Origin of the sequence: Alkalinema sp. FACHB-956, assembly GCF_014697025.1 — a bacterium.
Taxonomy (GTDB): domain Bacteria; phylum Cyanobacteriota; class Cyanobacteriia; order Leptolyngbyales; family Leptolyngbyaceae; genus Alkalinema.
In genome coordinates this window covers 128,664-155,344 of the sequence record NZ_JACJRC010000013.1, presented here as the reverse complement: position 1 = coordinate 155,344, position 26,681 = coordinate 128,664, and the positions used below count along the sequence as shown (strand labels likewise).

Below are 26,681 nucleotides of genomic sequence, written 5' to 3'. Positions count from 1 at the left end.
TCAACCGGGCTAACCTGGGGATGGAAGTGATGCACGAGCGTAACGCTCACAACTTCCCTCTGGACTTGGCTGCTGGCGAGTCTGCACCTGTAGCACTGCAAGCACCTGCAATCAACGGTTAATTCCGGTTTCGGTTTTAGCTTGAGATTAGTCAATAGATCAGTCAAAAGCCCTCATCGAGTCTCTCGGTGGGGGCTTTTGGTGTTGGTGATGATTGCCGAAATACCGCAAATCCGAAATGCAACAAATCAATTGGGTAGCTCTTCTATAGACTTGATCTGGATAGAGATAGCCCATGAACCTGTTACGTTTCCTACTCACGTTGGTTCTCCTTGCTCCGATCGCGGCTCCTCTCCGTGCGGCCCAAGCCCAAACTGCCAGTTGCCAAACGATTGTTTCTGCGGATCAAGCCAATCGACAATGGTATCCTGCCCAGCCCTTGCCCCAGTCTACAGCAATCAACGCAACAGCCCGGTTACTCGACGAACTGACCGCGATCGCCAATGCACCAGCTAACTTTGATGAAAGCATTCGGTTGCGCCTATTTCAGCTATTGGTGAGTAATCCCAATGCCCGCCCCCCCGAATCTCCTACGATCGCAGAAGTCGAACAAGCCCTTCAGAATTTGCCTCCTGCCCAAACTCGTCAATTTGTTGCCGCCTTCGATCGGCTGGCGTCGAAAATTGAAAACTTGACCAATGAACCGAACCAAGACGTTTTGATTGCCAACTTGGCGAAATACTATCAACAATTGGGGCAAGGCAAACAAGTTGCGGCTTTGCTAGATCGTGCCCTGGAAAGTGAACTCAAAAAACCAGTGAACCAGCGTCGCTTCGTTGTATTACTAACGGCAGCGATCGATCTGGGCCAGAGTGCGGCGCTTGCTGCGAGGCTCCCCAAAATTGAATCGACGATCGCTGCAACCAATCCGACCCTGGTTCTTCGTTTAGCCCAAGCCTACCAAGCCACAGGCAACCATGCAAAAGCCCTGGCCCTCTTCGATCGTTTTGCTAAAGGTCAAAACCCAGAAAAGTTACAACCTGAACTGGTCGTTGGTTATGTGAAACTCAACCGCCTAGACAAAGCTAAACCCTATCTTGAGGCGATTCTGAAAGGCTATATTCACTTTGAAGATCATATCTATGGCAACGTCATTGCAATCTATGAAAATGCGAAACAACCCCAAATTGCTGATCAATTATTTAATAAGTCCTGGAAATCAATTCAGAACGAATTATTAGATCAAGAAACACCATTCCTACAAAATTATTTCAAGGCAGGCGGGAGTCCCGATCGCGTTTTTAAGGCATTACAAAAAGATACGCTCGATCGAAGATTTGATCATTTACTCACCGTCGCTGGCGAATTTCGTAAACGCAATCAATCTAGAAATGCCTCCCAGGCGATCGAACAATGGATTAAAGTGGCGACCCAGTTGAAAAATCGAGATGTCGCCTATTTATTCTGGCAAATGGGCGAGCACGACTACGATTCAGAGGTCAAGGTGGCCATGACTCGTTTAATTCCCCTCAACCGTATTGATGCAAAAGGCTTTCGCCTGGTACCCCTCGCCCAGAAACTGGATCTCTTAGAAGCCGTTGAACCGGTGATTCAACGATTACTGAAATCTGACCCTGAAGCGCGAATTGACCTTTTGCAACAGTTGGCGATCGCCTATGCAGAAACGGCTAAGCCGGAGAAAGCCGTTGCCATTGCTGAGCGTATTCCCCGCAAATATCCGGGGTATTCTCCCGCGATCGCCACACTTGCCCAAGTGGCAGCAACGCTCCACCGCAACGGTCAACCGGCCCAAGCTCAAGCCATTCTGACCAAAACGGCCACGATTGCGGCGGGCATCCAAGAACTAGATACCCGTGCCCAAGCCTACGGAGCCATTGCCATCGCCCAGGGGCAAATGGCGCAACTAGATGCAGCCGAGGCTTCCCGCCAACTTGCGGTGCAGTGGGCCAAGACTGCACCCGCTTCCAATGCTGTGCTAGGGGCGATCGTTCAGCAATTCCTCAATCAACAGCAACTTTTGCCTGCATGGAGCACCTTTCAAACCATTCCAACAACGGCTTTGAAGGAGACGAACATTGATAACTTAATCATCGCAGCCCTTGCGGTGGGGGATCTCTCCACAGCCCAATCCGCGATCGCCTTGGTTGCCCAATACCATCCGCCCCGGAGCTTGTTATTTACAGCTCCTCGCCTCGTCAGAGCTTATTTGGGTCGGGGGCAAGGGCAGGCGGCTGTGGTTCTTCTCGATCGTGCCGCCAAGGTGTGGATGAGTCTTCCCGCTTCGGAGCGATCGCCGGATGACCTAGAGGCCATTGTGCAACTCTATGCCCAAACAGGAAAAATAACTTCCGCTCAAACCTTAATTGACCAATATCCCAACGCTCAGCAACCGGGCTATGCCCAGCGCAAGCAACAACTCCAAGCCCATTTAGATTGCTATCGATCGGGGCGTTAAGAACCAAGGGCGGAGGAAATTTCTAGACTGCGGTACCCATGCACTATCTCAGAACGATAGAATCAGTAAGCCCTTTTCCCCCAGTGTCCCGATGGCGAAGCGTCCTGGTAAGTCCTCCAAGCCTGATACAGCAAGCGTTCTTAGCGATCGCTTACCCAGTGTCGGCTCTCGCAGCAATCCATCCAATACCATCCGCATTCGGGGGGCACGCCAGCATAACCTGAAGAATATTGACCTAGAACTGCCACGGGAGCAATTGGTCGTCTTCACTGGGGTCTCTGGCTCAGGAAAATCGTCCCTCGCGTTCGACACCATTTTTGCGGAGGGTCAGCGGCGCTATGTGGAATCGTTGAGCGCCTATGCTCGGCAATTTTTGGGGCAGGTGGATAAGCCGGATGTGGACGCGATCGAGGGCTTGAGTCCGGCCATTTCCATCGACCAAAAATCCACCTCCCACAATCCCCGTTCCACCGTGGGAACCGTAACGGAAATTTACGATTACCTGCGCTTGCTGTTTGGCCGAGCCGGTGCGCCCCATTGTCCCGAATGCGATCGCTCCATTGCCCCCCAGGCGATCGACCAAATGTGCGATCGCGTGATGGAATTACCCGATCGCACCAAGTTTCAAATTCTCGCGCCCGTCGTGCGGGGCAAAAAAGGAACCCATAAGAAATTAATTTCCAGCTTGGCGTCGGAAGGCTTTGCACGGGTACGGATTGATGGTGAAGTGCGGGAACTCAGTGATTCGATCGAACTGGAAAAAAATAAATTCCACGACATTGAAATTGTGGTAGATCGGTTAATCAAAAAAGCGGGAATTGAAGAACGCTTAGTCGATTCTCTGGGCACTTGCTTAAAACATTCCGGCGGAATTGCTGTCATCAACATTCTGCAAGATGAGAAGAAGAATGATAGCAATGTTATAGAACTGCCCACGGCTCAACAGTCTAGCGATCTCAAGGCAGCGGAAGCTGGAGGCAGCTATGGCAAGGTGGCGGAACCCCTAGCGGAACCCCTAGCTGATCTCGTGTTTTCGGAGAACTTTGCCTGTCCGGAACATGGTGCCGTCATGGAGGAATTATCACCTCGGCTCTTTTCCTTCAACTCGCCCTACGGAGCCTGCCCCAATTGCCATGGGTTGGGAAGTTTACGCAAGTTTTCCCCCGATTTAATCATTCCCAATCCTAAACTGCCCGTCTATGCCGCGATCGCGCCTTGGTCAGACAAGGACAACACCTACTACCTGTCGCTCCTGTGCAGCGTGGCAGAAGCCTACGAATTTGATATTCAAACTCCTTGGGAAAAGCTGACGGAAGATCAGCAGGACATTTTACTCCACGGATCGCCGGAACCGATTTGGATACAAACGGAGTCTCGCTATCGGGAAGCGAAGGGCTACCATCGTCGCTATGAAGGGGCATTGCCCATGCTGGAGCGGCAGTACCAAGAAACGACTTCCGATGTTTACAAGCAAAAGTTAGAGCAATACCTCATCGATCAAACCTGCGAAGACTGTCAGGGCTATCGCCTCAAGCCGGAAGCGCTGGCCGTGCGGATTGGGCAGTACCACATCCATGACTTAACCGGGGTATCCATTCGGGAATGTCTGCGCCGGGTCAATGATATGCAATTGACGGAGAAACAGGCCAAAATTGCTGATCTGGTACTGCGGGAAATTCGGGCACGGTTACAGTTTTTGCTGGATGTGGGGTTGGACTATCTCACCCTCGATCGACCGGCGATGACCCTGTCCGGCGGGGAAGCGCAACGGATTCGCTTGGCAACGCAGATTGGTTCAGGATTGACGGGTGTGTTGTATGTTCTGGATGAGCCGAGTATTGGTTTGCATCAGCGGGACAATACGCGACTGTTGAACACCCTGACTAAATTACGAGATTTAGGTAATACCTTAATTGTTGTGGAACACGATGAAGAAACCATTCGTGCAGCGGATTACGTAGTTGATATTGGCCCCGGCGCGGGGGTGCATGGGGGGCACATTGTCTCCCAGGGCAGTGTGGAGGATTTATTACAGGCGGAAGACTCGCTGACGGGGGCCTATTTATCAGGGCGGCGGGTGATTGCGACGCCAGCGGAACGGCGGGAAGGCAATGGCCGATCGCTGGTGATTCAGGGGGCAACTCGCAACAATCTGCGCAACATCAATGTGGAAATTCCCTTGGGGAAATTGGTTTGCATTACGGGGGTGTCCGGCTCGGGTAAGTCCACCCTGGTCAATGAACTGCTCCATCCCGCCATCCAGCACCACTTCGGCCATAAGGTGCCCTTTCCCAAGGCGGTTGAGAAGATTTTGGGGCTAGATACCCTAGATAAGGCGATCGTCATTGACCAGTCGCCCATTGGCCGCACACCACGATCGAATCCTGCCACCTATACGGGGGTGTTTGACGTGATTCGGGAGGTTTTTTCGGGGACGATCGAAGCGAAGGCACGGGGCTATAAACCGGGGCAGTTTTCGTTTAACGTCAAAGGCGGACGCTGTGAAGGCTGCTCGGGACAGGGCGTGAACGTCATTGAAATGAACTTTCTGCCCGATGTCTATGTGCAGTGCGAAGTGTGTAAAGGCAAGCGCTACAACCGGGAAACGTTGCAAGTCAAATTTAAAGACAAGTCTATTTCCGATGTTTTGGATATGACGGTGGAGGAAGCGTTGGCCTTTTTCCAAAATATTCCCCAGGCGGCGACGCGGTTGCAAACGCTCTACGATGTGGGTTTGGGCTATATGAAAATTGGGCAAACGGCTCCGACGCTGTCCGGTGGGGAGGCGCAGCGGGTGAAGCTAGCGTCGGAATTGTCGCGGCGAGCCACGGGCAAGACGTTATACCTGATCGATGAACCGACGACGGGCTTATCGTTTTACGATGTGCACAAGTTACTGGATGTTGTGCAACGCTTGGTGGATAAGGGTAATTCGGTGTTGATGATTGAACACAACCTAGATGTGATTCGGTGTTCCGATTGGATTATTGATCTGGGGCCAGAAGGGGGCGATCGGGGGGGCGAAGTTGTGGCGGTGGGAACGCCGGATGAAGTGGCCCAGATCCCTGAATCCTATACAGGCCAGTATTTGAAAGTTGTTTTGGAGCAATATCCTATCCAACAGACGATCCAAGACAACAGTGAACGTAAGAAACAGTGAGGATAGAGGGCAGAGGCAACTTTTCTGTACCGCCTGACGACTCTATCTCACTGCTCTAGCATAGACAGCGCGGCAAGGATCTAATGAGCGTCGTCCACGAGTACCGGAATCCGGAACGTGACTTGCAAGGCAGCATTGCCCTGATCATCGTTACCTGGGCCGTCTACCTTCGCACGGGCACTTTGGAGGCAGGAATTAGGAGTATTGAGATTAATTTCATTCCATTGATGATTCTCTCCGACAAACGTTGTTTGCAAATAGAAATCCGTTACATCGGCCAGTTGCAAGACCTTAGCATTCCAATCTAGCGGTACCGGAATACTGACCTCTCCTTCATAGCGTAGATGGGTATTATTGGTTCGCATTTCCTTGACATCGTAGGTCAGGCGAACTAAGAGGGCTTTTCCATCTTCCCGAACCCGCAAATCATTGGCTTCCAGGATCATTCTGGTTTTACGCCCGGATTTGCTGAAAATATCCGGATCTCCTCCCCCAATCCAAGGTACAGAGGGGACTTCATGGAAATGAACTAGTGTTTTGAGTGCGGTCATTGGATGATCTCCTAGAGATTAATTGTTTGACTACGTTAGCGATCATCTTTCTGGTTGGTTTGCTGTTGCTGTAGCAATAAAAGATGATTCCGATTGCCAACTCATTTAATCTTAGGAATTTGCATGATCAATGACCTTACCCATAGGGGTAGTTATCCCGAGTTAAGGACTATTTTTTAATACATTGAATAGACTGCTGTAGAGGGAAATCAATTGCGGCTCGTCGAGGGCTTGATTGTGATTCCACGTCGCGACGACACAATATTGTTTACCCGTTTTGGATTGGACTTTTGTCGTAAAGTTGAGAACCCCTGGTTCGGACCCGCCTTTAAATGTAACTCGTTGCCAGTCTGCCGTCCTAGCAATGCCAGGATTAATGCTCATCAAAGGTAAATTGGACACCCGATCGATTAACTGACACAATTCCTCTGCACTGAAAAACCACTCGACCTCCAAGGCTGTGGGTTTGGTGTCTGCAAAGTCTGAAACCTCTGGTAAGGGCTGGGTCGCCAGTTCCCCTAGAATAGAGCGTTTTTGACTCACGCCGCCTTTGCGATAGCGTTCTAGAAGCGATCGATTTTTTGGGCTTTTCAGTTGAAACAGTTCTCGCGTCATTAGAAAGGGCTGATTGCGGGGGGCGATCGCTTCAATCTTTTCCCGACCCACGTGATGAATTAAATGATCGGTGGCGGTGTTATCACTTTGGGAAATCATCAGCGCCGCTAACGACTCCACCGTTAACCCAGTCCCATCCGGCCAGGTGTGCAGCATTCCCGAAGGCAAACTTTTGTATTGCGCTTGCAGAGGAACCACGGTTTGCCAGGTCAGTTTTTGGGCTTTAATTTGCCTTTGCAACTGATCTAAAACCGCCAGCTTAAAGGCAGACCCCACTGCCAGGGGTTGGGTCGGATTGAGCGCTGCCCTGGTAGTCTGGCCTTCCCGAACTAACACGCTGACCTGTCCGGGTAGCGTTTTAAACTGCGCGATCGCGGCGTCTAAACTGGCGACATTTTGTGTGGGTGCGCCGAAGATTAACCCCGCAATTTTTCCATCGGGGGTTAGGACAATTTGGGTGGGAATGCTGCCCTTTTCCAATTGCACAGTAAAGTCCGATCGTTCCCCTTGGACTGCTTGCAAGGGCCCCAGTTGCTGCTTCAGTTGATCTACAATTTGCTGCACTTTCGCCACGGGCACTTGTTGGAGAAAAGCGTCTGTAAATTGGTCAGCAGCGATCGTGGGACTGCGGAAGAGGGTTTCCAGGACTGTGGCCGGGGAAGGCGCAGCTTGGGCTGTCATAGGCTGATGGGTGATGGACAGAGGAAAACTGAGGCGTACACCAAAACCAGGTGCATTCAAACAGAGGGCACTGATCAGGATCGCTAAAATCGACGGACGCATGGGCAAATCCTTCCCTACGAGGTTGGCAGTTGATACAAAACCCCTAAATACTCACGGTAGCCACAGATTTGTTGGCCTCGTACATCAAAGGAAATCGCGGCTTGATTGCTGTAGGGATGCCCCAGCATGGAACCCGTCGATCGGACTTCAAAGACCACCGTTGCTCCATCGGGCGTGGTGCGGTAGGTCATCCGTTCGATCGTCAGCGTGAGGCCAGGGGAAAAGACCTGGGAAACGAGCTGGAAAAACTCCGCAGCCCTAGCTTTACCAACGTTTTCGCCCTGAAACGCACCGATCGGAAACCAGAAGGTAAAATCCTCCGTCAGCATCGCCAAAAAACCTTGCCACTCCCCCGTGGCTAACCCCTGGGAGAACTGTTGGAAAGCCATCTCAGCCACCGCGATCGGCGTTGGTGAATCAACCATGATCATCCAGTCCTAAACCGCAAATTTTGCATTGTCCTCCACCCAGGCCCCCCTTTTTTAAGGGGGCTAGGGTTTAAGGGGGGATCGAATCCATTGTGTTAATCTGTTAACTCATCATGGATGACTGAGCGATTACCCCTGCATCCAACGGGCTGCATCCTTCGCGTGGTAGGTGAGGATCATGTCTGCGCCCGATCGCTTGAAGCTGGTCAGCGTTTCCAACACAATCCGTTGCTCATCCACCCAACCGTTCAACGCTGCCGCCTTAACCATGGAATATTCGCCGGACACGTTGTAGGCCGCCACGGGCAGATTGCTGGCTTCCTTGACCCGGTGGATGATGTCCATATAGGACAGCGCAGGCTTCACCATCAGCATGTCGGCCCCTTCTTCCACATCCAGCAGAATTTCCTTAACGGCCTCGCGAGCATTGCCCGGATCCATCTGGTAGGTGCGGCGATCGCCAAACTGTGGGGTGGATTCCGCCGCATCCCGGAAGGGGCCATAGTAGGCCGAAGCATACTTAGCCGCGTAGGACATGATGGGAATATCCTGGAAACCCGCTTCATCCAGCCCTTCCCGAATCGCCTTGACAAACCCGTCCATCATCCCCGACGGTGCAATGATATCGGCTCCGGCCTTCGCTTGGGAGACGGCTACCTTTTTCAACAGTTCCAGGGTGGGATCGTTGAGCACGCGCCCCATTAAGTCACCGTTACCCAGATAGCCACAGTGTCCATGGGAGGTGTATTCGCACAGGCAGGTGTCGTTGATGACGATCAGGTCAGGCACCGCTTCCTTAACCGCAGTCGTGGCCTTTTGCACAATGCCGCAGTCGTGCCATGCGCCCGTCGCATCTACATCCTTATCTGCTGGGATGCCAAACAAAATAATGGCGGGAATCCCGAGGTCGTAAACTTCTTTTGCTTCTTCAACGATTTTATCCACCGACAGTTGGTAGACTCCCGGCATGGATTTGACTTCCTTGGCAAAGCTGTCGCCGGGAACTGCAAACAGCGGATAGATCAAATCATTGGGGGTCAGAACAGTTTCACGCACCATACGACGGAGCGATTCACTGGTACGCAGGCGGCGAGGGCGATGAGTTGGGAACATGATGTCAATCTAAGAGTTGCTAACTTAATCAGGTTTCTTAAAAGTCTAAAGCTTGAGTTGTCGCCTGTTAACCTGATTTAAGTTTTATTAAGTCTTCTCGAATCCCATCCTGCACCGACACACTCGCCGATCGTGCCTCCCAGCCACCCGTAACAGTTGCAATACAGATCGCTTAGACACAGCCCACGATCGCGTCACTAAGGCTGAGTCAAATCAAACCAAACTCGCGCATCGCAGGCATAAAATTACTGTTTTCATGGTTCGATCGACTCAGTTTAATCAATGCAAATCGCTGTAATGGTGAAAGTGTTGCCCATTGTACTGTCTCCAGTGTTGTATTTTCTGTTGTGACTTTAGCAACTACAGAATCTGGAATGGCATTTTCAATTTCCCAATCTGGATGTTGCTCCACAGGTAAATCCGTTGCCGTTTCTCCCGTTCGTTCCTGAATCATCCGATGTAGAAAATCGTGGTACTGTTGGATTTCTGCTGCGGATTGACAGGGCATCTCTACGAGGGCTTCCCGATCGGCTTGGGTGAACTGGTTCCATTGATGAAGCTTAAGCTTGACGCCACAGGTATCCAGTTTGAACCGAACTTGCATGGGAATACAGCGCAGGGATTCAACAAAATCCGCCTCAAACTGGAAAAACTGACTCATGGTGACCTTCATCCAATAGATACAGGAGCTAATAGGTACAGGCATCTAATAGGTACAGGATGGCTCGATCGATCAGCCCCTCTTTTTTGTCACCCTCAATTAATGGGATCCATTACTCCCAGGATTGACATTTTTGACCACCCAGTAGGCAGCTGACAGCGCCAAAATCGTGGCAGCTAGGGCGAGCAGATCGATGCCTCCAGTCTTTTCTAAATCTAGAATAATGATTTTCCGAGCCACTGCGATCAACGAGGTCACGATCACCAGTTCGACTTGGACGACGTGCTTTTTCAGGTAGGCCGTAATATTTTCCAGAATTTCCAAGGCAATGAGTACATTCAGAAATAGCCCAAAAATGGTGAATAGGGCCTTACCAAACTTTTTAACCTGAGCGGGATCGTCAGTAGGAACGGTGTTGGGCGCGGGGAAAAACAGTCCCTGAATTTCCACGGACATATAGTGGCCCAGCTCATAAACCGCCATCAGGATCAGCACCAACATCCCGATCGACAGCACCTTGGACACTAACGTTTCGACCCGTCCCAATCGATTGAGAAAGATATCATCATTCCAACTTCTGCGCAAAAATCGCCAAAGGGCTTTCATGCTGCTGCCTCCTAGGTTCCACAAGCTTCCATAAGAGAGCATACTGAACCAGAGAGCAACGAGTAAATATACTCAACTCATAGATTGCATTAGATTATCTCGCTACTGTTCCTTGCAAAAATCTATAAGTTGGATTGAACTCCCAAGATAGCCTACTGGTTCCGCTGCCCCCTAGACCGCCAACAGTGCAGCCAGTTTAGTAAACAGGGTGCTGGGCGTCTCCGTGGGGTCGATCGCGCAGGAAATGCGGACTAATTGCACCGCACAGGCTTTCAGTTCCGGCTGCTTGGAGTCGGGACAGGCGGCAGGATGGGTGAGGGCGTTGGCCTCGGCATTGTCCGCCCAGATTGCCCCCCAGTGCATGGGCACAAACACCGTTCCCGGTGCAATTTTCTTAGTCACCACCGCCGGAAACCGGGAACTGCCCCGCCGCGATCGCACCTCCAGCCAATCGCCCTCTTGCACCCCCAACTTTGCTGCATCCCTGGGGTGAATTTCAATAAAGGGATTGGGATGCATTTTACGAATCTTATCAATGCGGCCCGTCCTTGCCTGGGTGTGCCAATGGCCATAGAGCCGTCCCGTCGTTAGCACAAAGGGATAGCGATCGTCGGGGGGTTCCGCTAAGCCACGGGAATGGTAGGCGGCAAAGCGGGCACGACCATCGGGGGTATGGAAGCGCAAATCGGTGTAGAGCCGTTTGGCTGCATCGGTCTGGTCAGTTCGGGAATCCTGGGGTAGGTCTGCCCCAGCCGCCGGGCGATCGCTCATCTGGCACTGGGGCGCAGGGTGGGGCCATTGGGTGGGGCCATGTTCCACCAGGTAAGCATGGCTAAGGCCCGACAGATCGCAGGGTCGCCCTTGGGTCAGATGGGCAAATTCAGCAAAGACTTCCCCAGCGTGGTTAAAGGCAAAGTAGCGGCCAAATCCCAAACGCCGACCCACCTCCGCGAAAATCACCCAATCCGTGCGCGATTCCCCCGGTGCCACCCGAAAGGCCGGACAGAAGGTCAAGCGCCGCTCGGAATTGGTCATGACCCCCGCTTTTTCGCTCCATTGGGTCGTGGGCAGCAAAACGTGGGCGTAATCCGCCATTTCCGTGGGGTAGTAGCAGTCCTGGTAGACCGTGAACGGGGATTTGAGCATAGCCGCTTTGGTGCGTTCCAAGTCCGGCATACTGACCGCTGGATTGGTCGCCGCCACCCAGAATAGTCCCACCTCGCCCCGCTCCAGCCCTTCAATCATCTGCCATGCTGTGCGTCCCGGTGTGGGGGCAATGCGTCCCGCCGGTAAACCCCAAGCCTGCTCAATCTCCGATCGATGCTCCGGATTGGTGACAAAGCGGTAGCCCGGTAGGAGATGGGACAGCCCCCCCGCTTCCCGACCGCCCATGGCGTTGGGTTGGCCTGTGAGGGAGAAAGGCCCCGCCCCCGGTTTACCGATTTGCCCCGTCAGTAGGTGCAGGTTGATAATGGCGCGAACTTTGGCGGTGCCTTCGCTGGATTGATTGACACCCATCGACCACATGGACAGGACCCGATCGGCCTGCTGCCAGTAGCGCGCCGCTGTTTCCAGGTCTTCCACGCTAATACCGCAGCGTTGCGCTACTACCTCCGGCGGATAGTGCTGTACGACCGCTTCGTAATCTGCGAAACCCGTGGTGTGCTGCTGAATAAATTCGGGTTGAATGGCGTTCCATTGCAGGAGGAGATGCGCAATACCATTCATCAGGTCAATGTCGCTACCCGGCTTGATCGCCAAATGTAGATCAGCTACCTCCGCCGTTTGGGTGCAGCGGGGATCGACAACGACTAACTTGACGTGGGGATTTTTTTTGTGGTGCTTGCGTAGACGGTTAAAAATGATCGGATGGCATTCCGCCGTATTGGTGCCAATCAAAAAGGCGCAATCGGTGACATCCAGGTCGTCATAGCAGCAGGGAGGGCCATCGGCTCCAAAACTCTGGACATAGCCCGACACCGCTGACGACATACAGAGCCGCGAATTGGCATCAAAGTTATTCGTGCCCAAACAGCCTTTCATGAGCTTTTGGGCCACGTAGTAATCCTCTGTCTGAAATTGCCCGGAGCCATACATGCAAATCGAATCGGCCCCCTCGGTGGCCAGCAGCGTTTGCATGCGAGCGACAATCCGATCGAGGGCCTCATCCCAACTGGCTCGCCGGAAAGGCTGATTCAAGCTATCCCGCACCATGGGGTAGTAGAGCCGATCCTTGTCGATCGACTCCGCAACCGTCGCCCCTTTGACGCAAACCATGCCCTGACTGGAGGGATGGGATCGATCGCCCCGAGCTTGCCAAATGGGGAAGCCATCGCGATCGCGGTTGACAGGTTTTCCAGGCTGGGCAGGCGGTAGCACTTCCAGACCACAGCCCACACCACAATAGGGGCAAAGGCTTTTTGCTGGCTGGCTCATAGGATGTCCACTCAAATTCCAAAATTATAGGGAACCCACGGCGGCGATCGTGGCGGATCTTGCAGAATCTACATTAGAAATGGCTAAACTTTGCAAGATTGCTAGGATCGTGACGGGAGCGTAATGGAGATTGAGAAGAAATCATAGCGCCAACGGGAAAGAATTGTCTCTGATAATGCTTATAACAGATTGATTGATCACTGCTGCTTGATTGATCACTGCTGCAGATCCGATCCCCCTATCCCCCCTATCTCCTACGGAGAGGCTACGCCAAGAAAAAAGGGGGAGCCAGAAAAGATGTATTTAAAGTCCCCCTTTTTAAGGGGGATTGAGGGGGATTGTTTTTAAGGGGATTGAGGGGGATCGTTACGGGTTACGATCACGAACTGCCACGAATTGACTGGGTCTTACGGATAGGGACTTAATGGTTCGATGCTTTAGTCTTCGTGGTGCGCGTAGCGATTATAGAGATAATCCAAGGCGTAATTACGCAGCTCATAATATTTGTCATCCTCCATGATGGCTTCACGGTTACGGGGCCGAGAGAAGGGAATTTCCATAATTTCGCCAATATGGGCCGCAGGGCCATTGGTCATCATGACAATTTTGTCTGCAAGGAACAACGCTTCATCAATGTCGTGGGTAATCATCATCACGGTAATGCGATGGTCTTCCCAGATTTGCAGCAATTCTTCTTGCAATTCTTCCTTGGTAATCGCATCCAAAGCCCCAAAGGGTTCATCCAAAATCAGCACTTCAGGACGGATGGCCAAGGCGCGGGCGATCGACACCCGTTGTTTCATCCCACCGGAGAGTTGACCGGGTTTTTTGTTGGCCGCTTCATCCAGCCCCACTAGGTGCAGGTGATCTCGCGTAATCTCCGTTTTTTCGGCCTTGGACTTTTCGGGAAAGACCGCATTCACCGCGAGGTAAACGTTTTCAAAGGCGGTTTTCCAGGGTAGCAAGCAGTAGTTTTGGAACACCACCATGCGATCGGGGCCGGGTCGGGTAATTTGCTTACCATTGACGATGACTTCACCCGTCGTCGGGGTTCGGAATCCCGAAATCATGTCTAGCATGGTGGTTTTGCCGCAACCGGAGTGGCCGATTACGCAAACAAATTCACCTTCATTCACCGTTAAGTTGACCCCATCGAGGACAACGTAGTCGCCCTTAGACGTAGGGTACACCTTGGAAACGTTATTAATCGAAAGAAAAGGAGTCTCAGACACGATCGGTGCAGTCAAATTGGGATTAGGAAGCGTTTGCATCGGGATTTGCCAACACGAAGGGTGATCAGGGTGGACAAAAACCGCTGGTAGTTGAGTCTACCAGCAGCTTGCAATCTTGATTAGGCAACTCGCGAATTCGTTGCACTGTCCAGCAGGATATCTTCGACCCGAATTTCGCGCCGAATGGCCAAGCTATTGAGGTAAGCCATGGGATCATCGGGATTGAACACGACCCCATCAAAGAGTTGCACAGGAATGCGATCGGGTTCTGTATCGGGAATGCCCAAGGCACGGGCCGCTTGACCGTAGATATCCACTCGGTAGATGCGTTCCAGCACTTCGACCCAGTTTTTCGGGAAGGGGGTGATGCCCCAGCGCGCCAGTTGGGTCATGATCCACAGCGCTTCTAGGCGACGGGGACAGGTGGACTGCTCGACGTAGAACTGGTTGAACCGTAGCAGCATTTCCGGTTCGGCTTCTGTGCCCCGGTTGTAGGGATGGATGAATCCGGGGCGGAGTTGCACCGCAGGACGGTTGACGTATTCCTCCCGCGCTAACAGTTGAACGATTTCCTCCCGGTTACGGCGATCGTCGCAGTATTGGCAGGCTTCGATCAACGCTTTCACCAAGGCTAGGTGGGTGGCGGGATTTTGCTCAGCCCAGTCTTCCCGCACGCCCAGCACTTTATTTTGGTGGCCATTCCAGATTTCCAAATCCGTCGCAACGACGAAGCCCGTTCCGTTCTGCACGGCGCGAATGTTCCAAGGCTCAGCGGCCAAGTACCCATCCACATCGCCCAAGGCAAGGCGATTTTTCATATCCGCTGAGGAGAGGACGGAGAGGTTAACGTCTTGATCGGGATCGATGCCCCCCGCTGCCAACCAGTAGCGCAGCAACAAGCTGCCCATGGAAGCGTCATCCACCACCCCAAAGGTGTGGGGTTCATCGGCGGTGGCGGTAATGGCCTGCTTCAAATCAGCGAGGTTTCGGACCCCCCGATCGTAGTAGCCTTTCTTGAGGGTGATGGCGTTGCCATTACGCGCTAAGACCAGCGAGGTGGTGACTGGAATGCGTTCTTTGTTGCCTGCGCCCAAGGCCATGGAGAGGGGCATCCCCGCCAGCATTTGCGCCGCGTCGAGGCTGCGATCGGCCACCCCATCGGCGATCGCCTGCCAACTGGTTTGCGCCACCAAGTTGACGGTCTCGAACCCGTATTTCTGGAACAGGCCCTTTTCCTTGGCTACGATGAGCGGAGCCGCATCCACCGTCGGTACATAGCCCAGGGTGAGTGTTGCTTGTTCAAGGCCCTGGAGCGCAGCCACTGCGGGAATGGTGGGCCGTTCTGCCGCCTGCCGTTTTTGTCGGCGTTTGGCCCGTTTCTGCTGGTTCAGGAAGCTGATGACCTCTGCCCGCAGATGGTAATACTCGGGGTGATTGACCACTTCCATGCGGCGGCGGGGTCGGGGAATCGGTACGTCTAAAATGCGGCCAATGTGGGCTTCGGGGCCGTTGGTCAGCATGACGATGCGATCGCTGAGCAAGAGAGCCTCGTCCACGTCGTGGGTGACCATAACGCAGGTCATGTTATGGCTCTGGCAAATTTCCATCAACTGCTCTTGCAGATTTCCTCGGGTTAGCGCGTCTAACGCCCCAAAGGGTTCGTCCAGCAACAGCACCCGAGGCCGAATCGCCAAGGCCCGCCCGATCGCCGTCCGTTGCTTCATCCCGCCGGATAGTTCCTTGGGTTTTTTGTCCGCTGCGTGGCGCAGTCCGACCAGGTTGATATGCTCTTCAACAATGTCCTTCCGCTCTGCTTCGGGCAGATTTTTTAAAACTTTATTGACGGCGAGGGCAATGTTTTGCCGCACGGTCAGCCAAGGTAGCAAGGAATAGTTCTGGAACACCATCATGCGATCGGGGCCTGGGGTTTTAATTTCCCGCCCTTCCAGAACCACCCCCCCGGCAGAAGCTTGTTCAAAGCCAGCAATGATGTTGAGCAGGGTGGATTTCCCGCAACCGGAGTGCCCAATCAGGGAGACGAATTCCCCTTCCCGAATGTTGAGGTCAACGTTTTTCAGCGCAACGTATTGACCGCCATTGGGCAACGGATAAATTTTATCAATATGGTCAACTTCAACAAGATTAGCCATGGTCTCTGGGGGATAAGGAGGAATGAGGTTTACAACAATCGAAGTATTGTCACGATCGAGAATTGAGAATCACTATTCCGATACCACCAGAGAACCGAGCCAACCCACAATGCGATCGAGAATTAAACCCACAACCCCTACACAGAAGACGGCGAGGATAATCTTGCTCAAACTGTCATCTAACTTAGCGCTGTACTCGTTCCAGATGAAGGCTCCAATGCCATCCGCACCTGAAGCCAACATTTCCGCCGCCACGATCGCCAACCAAGCCAAACCGACCCCAATGCGTAATCCTGTGAAAATGTAGGGCACCGTGGAAGGAATTAGAATGCTGAAAAAGTACTCTTTGCCCGACAACCGAAGCACCTTAGCGACGTTGTTGTAGTCCTTGGGAATTTGCTGTACCCCAACGGCGGTGTTAATCAAAATCGGCCAAATTGCCGTGATAAAAATCAAGAACAGCGCCGCAGGCCGAGAATCTTTAAACACCGCCAGGGACAGGGGCAACCAAGCCAGCGGAGGCACCGTTCGCAAAATTTGCACCATTGGATCAGTTCCTTGGCGCAGAAACTTATTAACGCCGATCGCGACCCCTAGCATAATCCCCAACACCGCCGCCAGGGAGTAGCCAATTCCAACCCGCTTTAAACTCTCAAACAGTTGCCACCAAATCCCCCCCTCATCAAACCCTTCCAGAATGGTCGAGGTGGTTTGGGCAATCACAAGGCTGGGCGCAGGCAACAAATCTTGGCGGCCACGACAAATGGCTTCCCAGATTCCCAGCGCAACCCCAGTACACACCACGGGAGGAATCAGAAAATTCAACGCCTGGGTTACCATCTTTGCGATCGCAGGCGGATTCGAACGAGATGTTGTCAAAGTTGCCATAGCCGGGAATTCCTTTATCGTTTGGAAGGATAGTTTGGGATCAATGGGGAAACGGACAGAGCGTAAATGGAATAGAGGGTTGTGGGGATAGAAGCGATGTGAAAGACAAAATCAGCGTAAAAGCTGGATGGGCTAACCGTTTGGGTTCTAGCATTCCTCGTGAAGGTCAGCATTAAGGATCAGCCCACCCAACCTTGTCACACTACGCTTTCTTAATCTTGAGGGACTCTAAGTAAGCCTTGGGATTTGCCGCATCAAAGGTGACACCATCGAAGAAGGTTTCAACCCCTCGGGTATCTTTTTCCGGAGCCTTTTGGCCGATCATCTTCGCAGCTTCACGCCAAATGTCCGATCGGTTCACCTTATCCACCAGCTTGAGGTCATCCTCGGTCATCTTGCCCCAACGCATGTTTTCCGTGATGAACCAAGTATCGTGGCTCTTGAAGGGGAAGCTAGCATCGCCTTCCCAGAACTTCATCTTCAGATCGCTGTTTTCGAGCTTGCGGCCATTGCCAAAGTCGAAGTTACCCTTCATCCGTTCCAAGATGTCTGATACTGGAGCTTTCACGTACTTATCCTTTTCTAGGATTTCGCACATTTCTTGCTTGTTCTCAGGCTTGTCGCACCACATTTGGGCTTCCATGATGGCGGCGAGAACGGCTTTGGCCGCTTTGGGATTCTTATCGACCCAATCTTGGCGAATGGTGAATGCCTTTTCAGGGTGGCCTTTCCACATTTCGCCGGTGGTGACTGCGTTATAACCCAGTTTCTTGGTCACCATGCGTTGGTTCCAAGGCTCACCGACACAGAAGGCATCCATGTCCTTGGTTTCCATCTTGGCCACCATTTGGGGCGGGGGAACCACGTCGATTTGGACATCGTTTTCAGGATCTACTCCGTTGGCCGCTAGCCAGTAGCGCATCCACAGGTCATGGGTTCCGCCGGGGAACGTGATGGCGCAAATAAATTTCTTGCTGCCCTTTTTCTCGTCAACCTTGGCCTTGAGCGCGTCAGCCTTAGCTTGCAGGTTTAATGAGGCATATTCACCCGCAATCGAAATGCCCTGGCCATCGGTATTGAGCCGCGCCAGGATATACATCGGGACTGCGGCACTACCCCCGGTAATTTTACCTGCGGTCAAAAAGTAAGGCATGGGGGTCAGAATGTGCGCACCATCAATCCCACCCTTTTCAGTCCCGATCGTCAAATTATCCCGGACAGTCGCCCAGGATTTTTCCTTGGTGACTTCGGCCTTCTTCATGCCGTACTTCTCAAAAAAGCCCTTTTCCTTGGCAATGATGACTGGAGCAGAATCCGTGAGGGGAATAAACCCAAGTTTGATGGTATCGGTTTCGGGGGTATCCGCAGTGCCGCTGCTGACCGCAGGCACAGAACTGGAACTGCTGGGAGAGTTCGAGCCGGAACTACAGCCGTTGACCAAAACGGTACCAGCAACGGTTGCACCCATGGTCAGGATGAATTTGCGACGGGAAAAACTACTCATGCTCTGTAATCCGAATCGTGATTGAGTAAACGTTGAAGTCTGCGATCGCCCTTGGCTGTTGAAGCGATTCGATGAATGAATGCTGTTTGCATTCTCGATCGTGATTCACCAGAGGACACTAGGCGATGCAGAAAATTGAGTTTGGCTAACATCAAAACCTGGGTAGCCATCAGGGTGTGAGGAGAGAAAGGGTAGAAAACTGACCCGATGGATAGATTCCCCGATGGGGGATCTGTTGGCATCTGCAAGTTACCACAGATCGAGTACCACATTGCCGACGGGGTGGGCACTACAGGTAAGAATGTATCCCTCAGCCACTTCCGCCTCGCTCAAGCCGCTGATGTCGCTGTCGTATTTCACGGAGCCACTCAGTAGCTTGTGCTTGCAGGTGCCACAACTCCCCGCCCGACAACTGCTGTCGATCGTGCCCCCGGCCTGTTCCACCACATCCAGAATTAAGTCCTGGTCGGTACAGGACAGCACTTTCCCTGACTTCGCTAGACAGATCGTGGCGGGTGTGACAGGTGCGGCGGGTTGCGCGATCGTCTCCGCCGGGGTTGGCGTCTCCGTCGCGTCCTCCAAGGACACGCCCGATTTTAAAGTGGCTCCAAACTGTTCTACCAGCATGCGCCGTAGCAACGGTTTGAGATCCGCGACGGGGATGCCCGTTTGGGTTTTGGTGCCGAGGTGGGCGTCTTTGCCCACTTTGCCCCCCGTGAACAGATCAACCCCTTCCGTGACCTTGCCATCTTTGCGAGCTTTAGTGCCCATCAAGCCGATGTCCGCCACTTGGGGTTGGCCGCAGGAGTTGGGACACCCTGTCCAGTGAATCCGCACAGGCTGCGGGACTTCAACCTCTTGGTCAAGCTCCCGCGCCAGGGCCAGCGCCCGATTTTTGGTTTCCACCAAAGCAAAGTTACAAAACTGTGCACCGGTGCAGGAGACCAGCGATCGTTCGATCGTGCCGGGATTCACTGAAAACGTTTGCAAAATCTCCTCTTGTTGCAGAGGCTCCAGCCGGGAATCGGGCACATTGGGGATAATCACGTTTTGCTCCACCGTGAGCCGCAGTTCCCCACTGCCATAGACCTCTGCCAACCGAGCCAGATCGTACATATCTTGGGCAAACAAACGACCCACCGGAATGCAGAGACCGACGTAGTTCAACCCAGCTTGCTTCTGCTTGTAAATTCCAATGTGATCCCGTTTATCCCACTCAATTTCATCCTTGGGCGCAGCGGAGAGCAAGGTACGACCGATGCTCTTTTCCACTTCCTCGCGGAATTTTTCCAGTCCCCATTGGTCGATCAACCACATCAAGCGGGACTTTTGGCGATTGGCGCGGGGGCCGTTATCGCGATAGACCGTGAGAATGGCACGGCACAAGTCCACCACATCACTGGGTATGACCCAAACATTGAGGGGAATCGCCGCTTCCACCCGACTGGCGGAGAAAAAGCCACCGACCAGCACATTAAATCCCAATTGCCCTTCCTTGAAGGCCGGGACAAAGGCAATGTCATTAATTTCTGCGTGGACGGAATTATCGCGGCACCCGGCGATCGCGATGTTGAACTTGCGGGGCAGATTGGTAAATTCAGGATTGCCTTGACCTTGATTGGTGATCATGTCCTGAACTTGTTGCACCAATTCCCGCGTGTCGTACAACTCATCGGCATCAATTCCGGCAACGGGAGATGCAGTGATGTTACGAACGTTATCCATACCGGACTGCACACTGGTTAGCCCAACGGACTCATAACGCCGCAGAATATCAGGAATATCCTCCAACCGCAAACCCCGCAATTGCAAATTTTGCCGGGTGGTGATGTCAGCGACGCCATCTTCGCCATAGCGACTGACGACATCCGCGAGTACGCGCATCTGTTCACTAGAGACAATGCCGCAGGGTAAGCGCATCCGCATCATGAACTTGCCCGGTGTCACCGGACGGAAGAAGATTCCCAGCCACTTCAGCCGATGGATACGATCGGTTTCATCCATCGCCTCCCAACCAATTTGGGCAAAGTGCTCTAGTTCGGCTTTAACCGCGAGGCCGTCCTTTTCCGCCTTAAACTTTTCAAACTTATTCAGCTTTTCCGATGCTGGAATCGTGTTTGTCATAGGTCAAGCCTGTGTTCCTGTGGTCGTACCCAAAACCCTCGGTGGACTCGCAGAAAATTGATGTCTCAAGGAGCTTCAAGTTTCTGCAAAACTGGGCTGGTCGTTTGACCATGGAGTCAAAATTAGGCGAGATCAAAGGGGCAATTCGTATCCTTCGTTACAGAGTATTTCGTTTAATGCATTTTTTGCATAATAGAGATGCATTAAGTCAATTAGCCTGTCGTCTTCTAGGTCAAAACCGCCTACTATCAGGGATAACGCTTGGTGGACGGGCGCATACGGGATGGATGGTATAACAGCCAGTGCTGGGGTAGAACGCTGAGAGATGTAGGAATCTAGAATCTAGAATCTGGAACCTGGAATCTGGAGCAGTGTGGCGAGAACTTCCTACCTGGAACAGATTGCTGCGAGCGGCATGGTTGGAACAGGGATGGTTGGAATAGGCATGGTGGAGCAGGGGTGGTGGAGCAGGGGTGATGTTAGAAAGTACGCTGAAATGGTTCAATGTCCTAGAAAGGGACATCGGAGTCCAGTGAGGCGTTCTAAGCGATATGAAACGACGCAACTTTCTACAATGGTTCGGGTTGGGTGGGTTGATGGTCAACCTGCCAGCAGGACTCGTGGCGATGCTATCTGGCTGCAAAGCCTCCGTCGCTGAGGGCTTTCGAAAAGTTGGGTCGATCGCGGAACTGGATGAGAAAGGATTTTTCTTTCAAGAGTATTTCACCGCCAATCCGCTGTTGGTTGTACGACAACCCAAAACCCCCAATACTCTGACTGCGGTTGATCCCATCTGCACCCATCAAGGGTGCGTGGTCAACTGGCAAAAAGAAAAAGGGGCCTTTGTTTGTCCTTGTCATGGTGCAGTCTTTAGCCCGGAGGGAAAAGTCCTGCAAGGGCCTGCCGATCGCGATTTGCCAACCTATCCCGTGGAATTACGGGGACAGGAGATCTGGGTCTCTAGTCGCTAATTCAGTCCCCAGCCTGATCCCCTTGGCTGAGTATCGATGTATCGATTACCTGGGTGTTAGCCCTCTTCATAGATTGTTTTGGCATTGATTGTTTTGGCATTGACTATCTTTATATTGACTCAGTGCGATCGCGATCGTGGGTTGATGGATTGAGGTCGGCTATTTGAAAAAATTTGCAAGGAATCTTGATTGTGCAAGTTGATGATGTACGGAGTCTCGCATCCATTGCAGCCCTAAGGCAACACTGCCAGTGGTCTTGCGTTCTCCAAGAAATTCAAGCCCTACTCCAGGCATTGACGTCCGTTCGCTCCGATCGCCGAAAATCGCCTCCTACGCTACCTCCCGCCTTCGTCCATCAGGTTTTAGAGAGCTTATTAGACGTGTTAGTGGCTGGGGATTTTCAGACTAAATGGGAAGCGGCTAAACTGTTTCCCACGCTCGGGGAAGCGGCGATCGAGCCACTCCTCGCCTTGCTAGACAACGATGATTTAGACCCCGAAGTCCACTGGTTTGTGGTGCGCATCCTAGGTCATTGGCCCCACCCCCAGACCTTACAGGCCCTGTTGAGTTGCATCCAAACCCATCCCCAGGAGGAGGTGCGCTCCATGGCGGTTCAAGTCTTGGGCAGCCAAGGCCCATCGGCGTTAGCGTTAGTGGAGGATCTGCTTCAGGCCCCCAGTACCCGCCTGCAAGGGGTCAATATTCTCGCCCAAATCCGCAGTCCCCAAAGTATTCCCAGGCTCCTGACGCTGGCGGATGACACCGATGCTCCGGTCAGAGCCAGCGCGATCGCCGCCCTAGCGATGTTGCAACCGCCCGCAATTCTGTCCCGGCTGGTCCAGGCGTTAGAGGATCCTGCGGTTGGAGTGCGGCGGGCTGCCTTGGTTGGATTAACCTTTAGCAACTTAACCGATCAACCGACGATCGTGGCTCAAATACAGCCGCGACTGTGGGATGTAGATATTCAAGTCTGCTGTCAGGCAGCGATTTGTTTAGGCCGCATTGGCAGTCCCGCAGCCGTCACGGTGCTACGATCGGCACTGCAATCCAGCGTTTTGCCCGATCCTTTCGCCCTCGAACTCGTGCGTTCCCTGATTTGGATTGCCACTGAACCGGCTCTGGACGCAATTCTGCAAGCCCTCGATCGGGGAACCCTCTCCGCCAGTGTGGCCCAGGAAACCATCACCCTCCTAGGCCGGCTTGAGTCGCCTACCCTCAAGCCTCAGGTGGCCCAATGGTTGATCGAACGACTGCACCAACAGGAAGGCACTGCCCCGATGGCGGAACCCCCCCACCCCCGCTTCGACAGCCAAGGGATGATTTCCGCCCTAGGACAATTGCAAGAACCGATCGTCATTGATGGCTTGATTCCCCTCCTGGCTCAAGCCGATCCAAAACTCCGGTTGCATCTTGTGGCGGCGCTCAGACGATTTGATGGGGTCTATGCACGGTTGCAAACCTTAGCAAGTCAACCATCCAGTGAAGCCAATCTGAAGCAGGGACTCTCGATCGCCTTAAAAGAATGGTGAGTTATGCCTCCTGCCGTTTACCCATCCCGCTGTCTTTGACATTTAGGCGCTATGCGATTAGAACAAATCCAAGCATTTTTGGCGATCGCGGAAACCGGAAGTTTCCAACAAGCTGCGCGCCAATGTAATGTCACCCAGTCCACCATCAGTCGGCAAATCCAGAATCTTGAGCATGATCTGGGCATGCCTCTTTTGCATCGGAGTAATCAGGCCAAACTGACGATCGCGGGCGATCGGTTTTTGCCCCGAGCCCGTCGCATTTGCCAAGAATGGGCCACGGCCACCCAGGAAATCTCGGATCTTGTGTCGGGCAAGCAACCGGAGCTTTGCATCGCGGCCATCCATTCCGTCTGTGCCTACCAGTTGCCGCCTGTTTTGCAAAACTTTTGTCGAACCTATCCCCAGGTGCAACTGCGGGTGACTTCGCTGGGTAGCGATCGGGCTCTTAAAGTGCTGAAAGATGGTTTGGTCGATCTGGCGATCGTCATGAATAACCGCTTCCTCACCGCCAGCCCGGAAATGGTTGTGGATTCTCTCTATGTGGAACCCGTCAAAATTCTGATGGCGGCTAACCATCCCCTCACCGCCTATGATCAGGTGCCCTGGCCGGAGTTATTGACCTATCCCCAGGTGGTTTTTAAAGATGGCTATGGCATGCAACGGCTGGTGCAAGAACAATTCCAGCGCCAGGGCCTGTCCCTCAATATTGCCCTCGAACTCAATACCCTGGATGCCTTTCGGGGCGTTGTGCGCCAGGGCGAACTGATTGCCCTGTTACCCCAAGGGGCGGTGGCGGATGTGCATCTGGATCCTACTCTAGCGATTCGATCGACTATGGATCCTGTGATTACCCGTGAGGTCGTCTTAGTCACCACCCAAGATCGTCTCAGTATTCCACCAATCCAGCATTTTCGATCGCTAGTCCATCAAATGAAATTGACCGATCCCAAAGCGCCAATACTGTCAGCCTAGCGATCGGGAGAATCCTGATCCTGGTTGTCCTCAATCCCGGTTTTGTTCTCAGTCAGGCTGCAAAGGCTACGTTATGCCCTTCTCGATTGTCCTAAACTAGAGGGTCTATCTAAAAATGACCCTTTTTCAACACTGACTGACTAAATACCGACTGAGCGGAGACTATGAGCCACACATTTCGAGAGCTATTACGCAAAATTGGCAGTGGACCTCACACGGGAGAAAACCTAACCCGCTCAGAAGCCGAGGCCGCCACTCGGATGATGCTCTTACAAGAGGCGACTCCGGCACAAATTGGGGCATTTATGATCGCCCACCGGATTAAGCGTCCCACGGGCGAGGAGCTAGCCGGGATGCTGGACGCCTATGACGGCCTGTGCGATCGCCTACAACCCATTCCGGCAAACCATCCGGTGTTGGTGCTCTGCTCCCCCTACGATGGCCGATCGCGCACAGCCCCATTCTCGGTTCTCACGGCCCTCGTGCTAGCCGCCGCAGAAGTCCCTGTTGTCCTCCATGGGGGCGATCGTATGCCGACGAAGGAAGGCGTTCCCTTAGTGGAACTGTGGGCCAGCTTAGGCGTAGACTGGCGATCGTGCACCCTCGAGCAAGTTCAGCGAGTGCTGCAAACCCAGGGGATTGGCTTCTTTTATCTACCGAACCATTTTCCTCTAGCGGAAGCCTTAGTCCCCTATCGAGATCAAATCGGCAAACGGCCCCCGTTCTCCACCTTGGAACTTATGTGGTCTCCCTATGTTGGCGAACAGCAACTTGTTTGTGGCTTTGTTCATCCACCCACGGAAAATATGTTTCGCACCGCGTTTGAACTCCGGGGCACCCTGAACTTTACAACCGTCAAAGGATTGGAAGGCAGTTGTGATCTGCCCCGCGATCGAACGGCGATCATCGGACTCAACCAAGCTTCAGGGTTTGAGCGGCTCCATCTCACCCCTCGCGACTATGGCTTTGCCGCCAAGGAAGTCGCGCTCATGCCAACGGATGCCTGGTCCGATCTGGCCAAAATGACCATCCAAGGGCACACGACGGAATTGACGGATTCTCTAATCTGGAATAGTGGGTTTTACCTCTGGCGATCCGGGGTCGTTCAGGAACTGCCGATGGGGTTGGAGTTGGCCAAAACCTTGCTGACTCAGGGCAACGTGGCCCAAGTTTGGCACAATCTGCAAGGAACAGTGGGCATCGGGTAGTCAGGCTGGAGGTCTATCCAACGAGAGGTCATATCAGACAAGCGAGGTGGCCTCTCAGGCTAGCCTGCTGCTACGGAAGACGGTTCCCGATCGACCGTTCCCCGTTCCCGCAAACCATAGTCTGCGCCAGAAATGACGGAAACGACTAACCCTTCTCGCGCCAAGCAACTGTTCGGGGCGATCGCCTTGACCTGCGCTTCTATGCGATCGAGGAACTCATCATCGTGATCCGGATCATGATGGAACATTACTGGGTATTTCACCTGGGCGGCCTGGGAGAGTTGCAGGGCTTCCTGCCAGGTGGAATGCCCCCAGCCTTTTTTAGAGGTTTTGAGGTCGTGATACTCCTCATCGGTGTAGCAAGCGTCGTAGACTAACACATCTGCATTGCGGCAAAGGTGCAACAAATTCTCATCCAGATGATCGGAGTAATGCTCAGTATCGGTGGCATAGACGGCACTATACCCCCGCCACATCACGCGGTAGCCCATCGCCGTGTTGGGATGATTCAGGGCTCCCATTTCAACGGTTACCCCATCCCCTAAATCAATGACTTGGCCCGCTTGCACGTCGTGGAAGTGCATCTCAGACTGCATGATTTGCATGGGTACCGGGAAGTTTGGATGCAACATCTGATCGCTCAGCCGTTGCTTCATGGTTGCGCCATTGGGGGCAATTCCGCCATAAATGTGGAATCGGTTGCCCGGAATAAAGGCAGGGCGAAAGAAGGGAAATCCTTGAATGTGATCCCAATGGGAATGGCTAAAAAACATATGGGCTTCGATCGGCCCTTGACTCAGCAGGTGCTGGCCCAGTACCCGAAGACCTGTCCCCCCATCAAAAATAAGACGTTTGCTTCCCACGCGCATTTCAACACAGGACGTGTTGCCACCATATCGCACTGTGGAAAGACCAGGCGTCGCAATACTGCCACGCACACCCCAAAACTGAACGACAAATTCGGAAGAGTGAACCATGTCTCGACTTACACCTGCTTCAAGCGCTGTGAACCAATCTGGATGGGTGGGAGATGTTATGGTGAAATGAAGATGCGCCATCATTATTAATCTAATGATGGTAGGGGATGCCCCCCCTAGTCTCTGGTTAGCTCAATTCGGCTAAAATACCGAGATAGGCTACGATCGTTTCTGATCTCCTTCAATAGCACCTTTCGGGATACCAACTACCTCATCACAACACAGAGTGCTATCTCCTTTAGGAGGGCTGAATGATGAAGCCCGAAATCAAAGGGATTTCACCTCCGTTATCCCCTA

The 26,681-nt window shown here is 52.9% G+C and carries 20 protein-coding genes; 7 read left to right on the top strand and 13 right to left on the bottom strand.

Annotated features, from left to right (window positions below):
* The 3 genes from H6G21_RS15130 to uvrA all read left to right on the top strand — a co-directional run.
* Positions 1–122 (top strand): photosystem II protein D1 (locus H6G21_RS15130; RefSeq protein WP_190571293.1); only part of this gene is annotated, 122 nt, incomplete at its 5' end.
* A gap of 173 nt (positions 123–295) precedes the next feature.
* Complete coding sequence (locus tag H6G21_RS15125; RefSeq protein ID WP_190574257.1) at positions 296–2,476, top strand: hypothetical protein; 2,181 nt, start codon at positions 296–298, stop codon at positions 2,474–2,476.
* Between the two features lie 91 nt (positions 2,477–2,567).
* On the top strand, positions 2,568–5,636 hold the full coding sequence (gene uvrA, locus H6G21_RS15120) for an excinuclease ABC subunit UvrA (protein ID WP_190574256.1): 3,069 nt from the start codon (positions 2,568–2,570) through the stop codon (positions 5,634–5,636).
* An 80-nt stretch (positions 5,637–5,716) separates the two neighbouring features.
* Here uvrA and H6G21_RS15115 read toward each other — a convergent pair whose 3' ends face one another.
* The 12 genes from H6G21_RS15115 to H6G21_RS15060 form a co-directional block, all read right to left on the bottom strand.
* Positions 5,717–6,187 carry a hypothetical protein gene (locus tag H6G21_RS15115; protein WP_190574255.1) on the bottom strand — a complete coding sequence of 157 codons (471 nt, stop codon included), beginning with the start codon at positions 6,185–6,187 and terminating at the stop codon, positions 5,717–5,719.
* 162 nt (positions 6,188–6,349) lie between these two features.
* Entirely contained in the window at positions 6,350–7,585 is a 1,236-nt protein-coding gene (locus H6G21_RS15110; RefSeq protein ID WP_242041842.1) for a serine hydrolase, read from the bottom strand.
* Positions 7,586–7,599: 14 nt separating this feature from the next.
* A complete protein-coding gene (locus H6G21_RS15105; RefSeq protein ID WP_242041841.1) occupies positions 7,600–8,010 on the bottom strand; it encodes a nuclear transport factor 2 family protein in 411 nt (136 codons plus the stop codon).
* A 132-nt stretch (positions 8,011–8,142) separates the two neighbouring features.
* Entirely contained in the window at positions 8,143–9,126 is a 984-nt protein-coding gene (gene hemB / locus H6G21_RS15100) for a porphobilinogen synthase (protein ID WP_190574253.1), read from the bottom strand.
* 208 nt (positions 9,127–9,334) lie between these two features.
* A complete protein-coding gene (locus H6G21_RS15095) occupies positions 9,335–9,787 on the bottom strand; it encodes a nitrate reductase associated protein (RefSeq protein ID WP_190574252.1) in 453 nt (150 codons plus the stop codon).
* A 99-nt stretch (positions 9,788–9,886) separates the two neighbouring features.
* Positions 9,887–10,393, bottom strand: coding sequence for a phosphate-starvation-inducible PsiE family protein (locus H6G21_RS15090; protein ID WP_190574251.1), 507 nt, complete (start codon positions 10,391–10,393; stop codon positions 9,887–9,889).
* 171 nt (positions 10,394–10,564) lie between these two features.
* Entirely contained in the window at positions 10,565–12,829 is a 2,265-nt protein-coding gene (locus H6G21_RS15085) for a nitrate reductase (protein WP_190574250.1), read from the bottom strand.
* 437 nt (positions 12,830–13,266) lie between these two features.
* Positions 13,267–14,100, bottom strand: coding sequence for a nitrate ABC transporter ATP-binding protein (locus tag H6G21_RS15080; protein ID WP_190574249.1), 834 nt, complete (start codon positions 14,098–14,100; stop codon positions 13,267–13,269).
* Positions 14,101–14,180: 80 nt separating this feature from the next.
* Positions 14,181–16,211 carry a nitrate ABC transporter ATP-binding protein gene (locus H6G21_RS15075; RefSeq protein WP_190574248.1) on the bottom strand — a complete coding sequence of 677 codons (2,031 nt, stop codon included), beginning with the start codon at positions 16,209–16,211 and terminating at the stop codon, positions 14,181–14,183.
* A gap of 72 nt (positions 16,212–16,283) precedes the next feature.
* A complete protein-coding gene (ntrB, locus tag H6G21_RS15070; RefSeq protein WP_190574247.1) occupies positions 16,284–17,099 on the bottom strand; it encodes a nitrate ABC transporter permease in 816 nt (271 codons plus the stop codon).
* A gap of 202 nt (positions 17,100–17,301) precedes the next feature.
* Entirely contained in the window at positions 17,302–18,603 is a 1,302-nt protein-coding gene (locus H6G21_RS15065; protein WP_190574246.1) for a CmpA/NrtA family ABC transporter substrate-binding protein, read from the bottom strand.
* Between the two features lie 249 nt (positions 18,604–18,852).
* Positions 18,853–20,727: a ferredoxin--nitrite reductase gene (locus H6G21_RS15060; protein ID WP_190574245.1), complete on the bottom strand. Its 1,875-nt coding sequence runs from the start codon at positions 20,725–20,727 to the stop codon at positions 18,853–18,855.
* A 551-nt stretch (positions 20,728–21,278) separates the two neighbouring features.
* On the opposite strand from H6G21_RS15060, the gene H6G21_RS15055 reads away from it, so the two are divergent.
* From H6G21_RS15055 to H6G21_RS15040, 4 genes are all read left to right on the top strand, one after another.
* The gene (locus H6G21_RS15055; RefSeq protein ID WP_190574244.1) at positions 21,279–21,698 is read left to right on the top strand and encodes a Rieske (2Fe-2S) protein; all 420 of its coding nucleotides are present in this window, start codon (positions 21,279–21,281) and stop codon (positions 21,696–21,698) included.
* Between the two features lie 191 nt (positions 21,699–21,889).
* Positions 21,890–23,227, top strand: a complete 1,338-nt coding sequence (locus H6G21_RS15050; protein ID WP_190574243.1) for a HEAT repeat domain-containing protein — start codon at positions 21,890–21,892, stop codon at positions 23,225–23,227.
* A 51-nt stretch (positions 23,228–23,278) separates the two neighbouring features.
* Complete coding sequence (locus tag H6G21_RS15045) at positions 23,279–24,199, top strand: LysR family transcriptional regulator (RefSeq protein WP_190574242.1); 921 nt, start codon at positions 23,279–23,281, stop codon at positions 24,197–24,199.
* Positions 24,200–24,363: 164 nt separating this feature from the next.
* Complete coding sequence (locus H6G21_RS15040; RefSeq protein WP_190574241.1) at positions 24,364–25,407, top strand: anthranilate phosphoribosyltransferase family protein; 1,044 nt, start codon at positions 24,364–24,366, stop codon at positions 25,405–25,407.
* Positions 25,408–25,466: 59 nt separating this feature from the next.
* Here the strand turns inward: H6G21_RS15040 and H6G21_RS15035 are convergent, their stop codons facing one another.
* Positions 25,467–26,384 (bottom strand): MBL fold metallo-hydrolase, encoded by a 918-nt coding sequence (locus tag H6G21_RS15035; RefSeq protein ID WP_190574240.1) that lies wholly within the window; start codon positions 26,382–26,384, stop codon positions 25,467–25,469.
* Between the last annotated feature and the right edge of the window lie 297 nt (positions 26,385–26,681).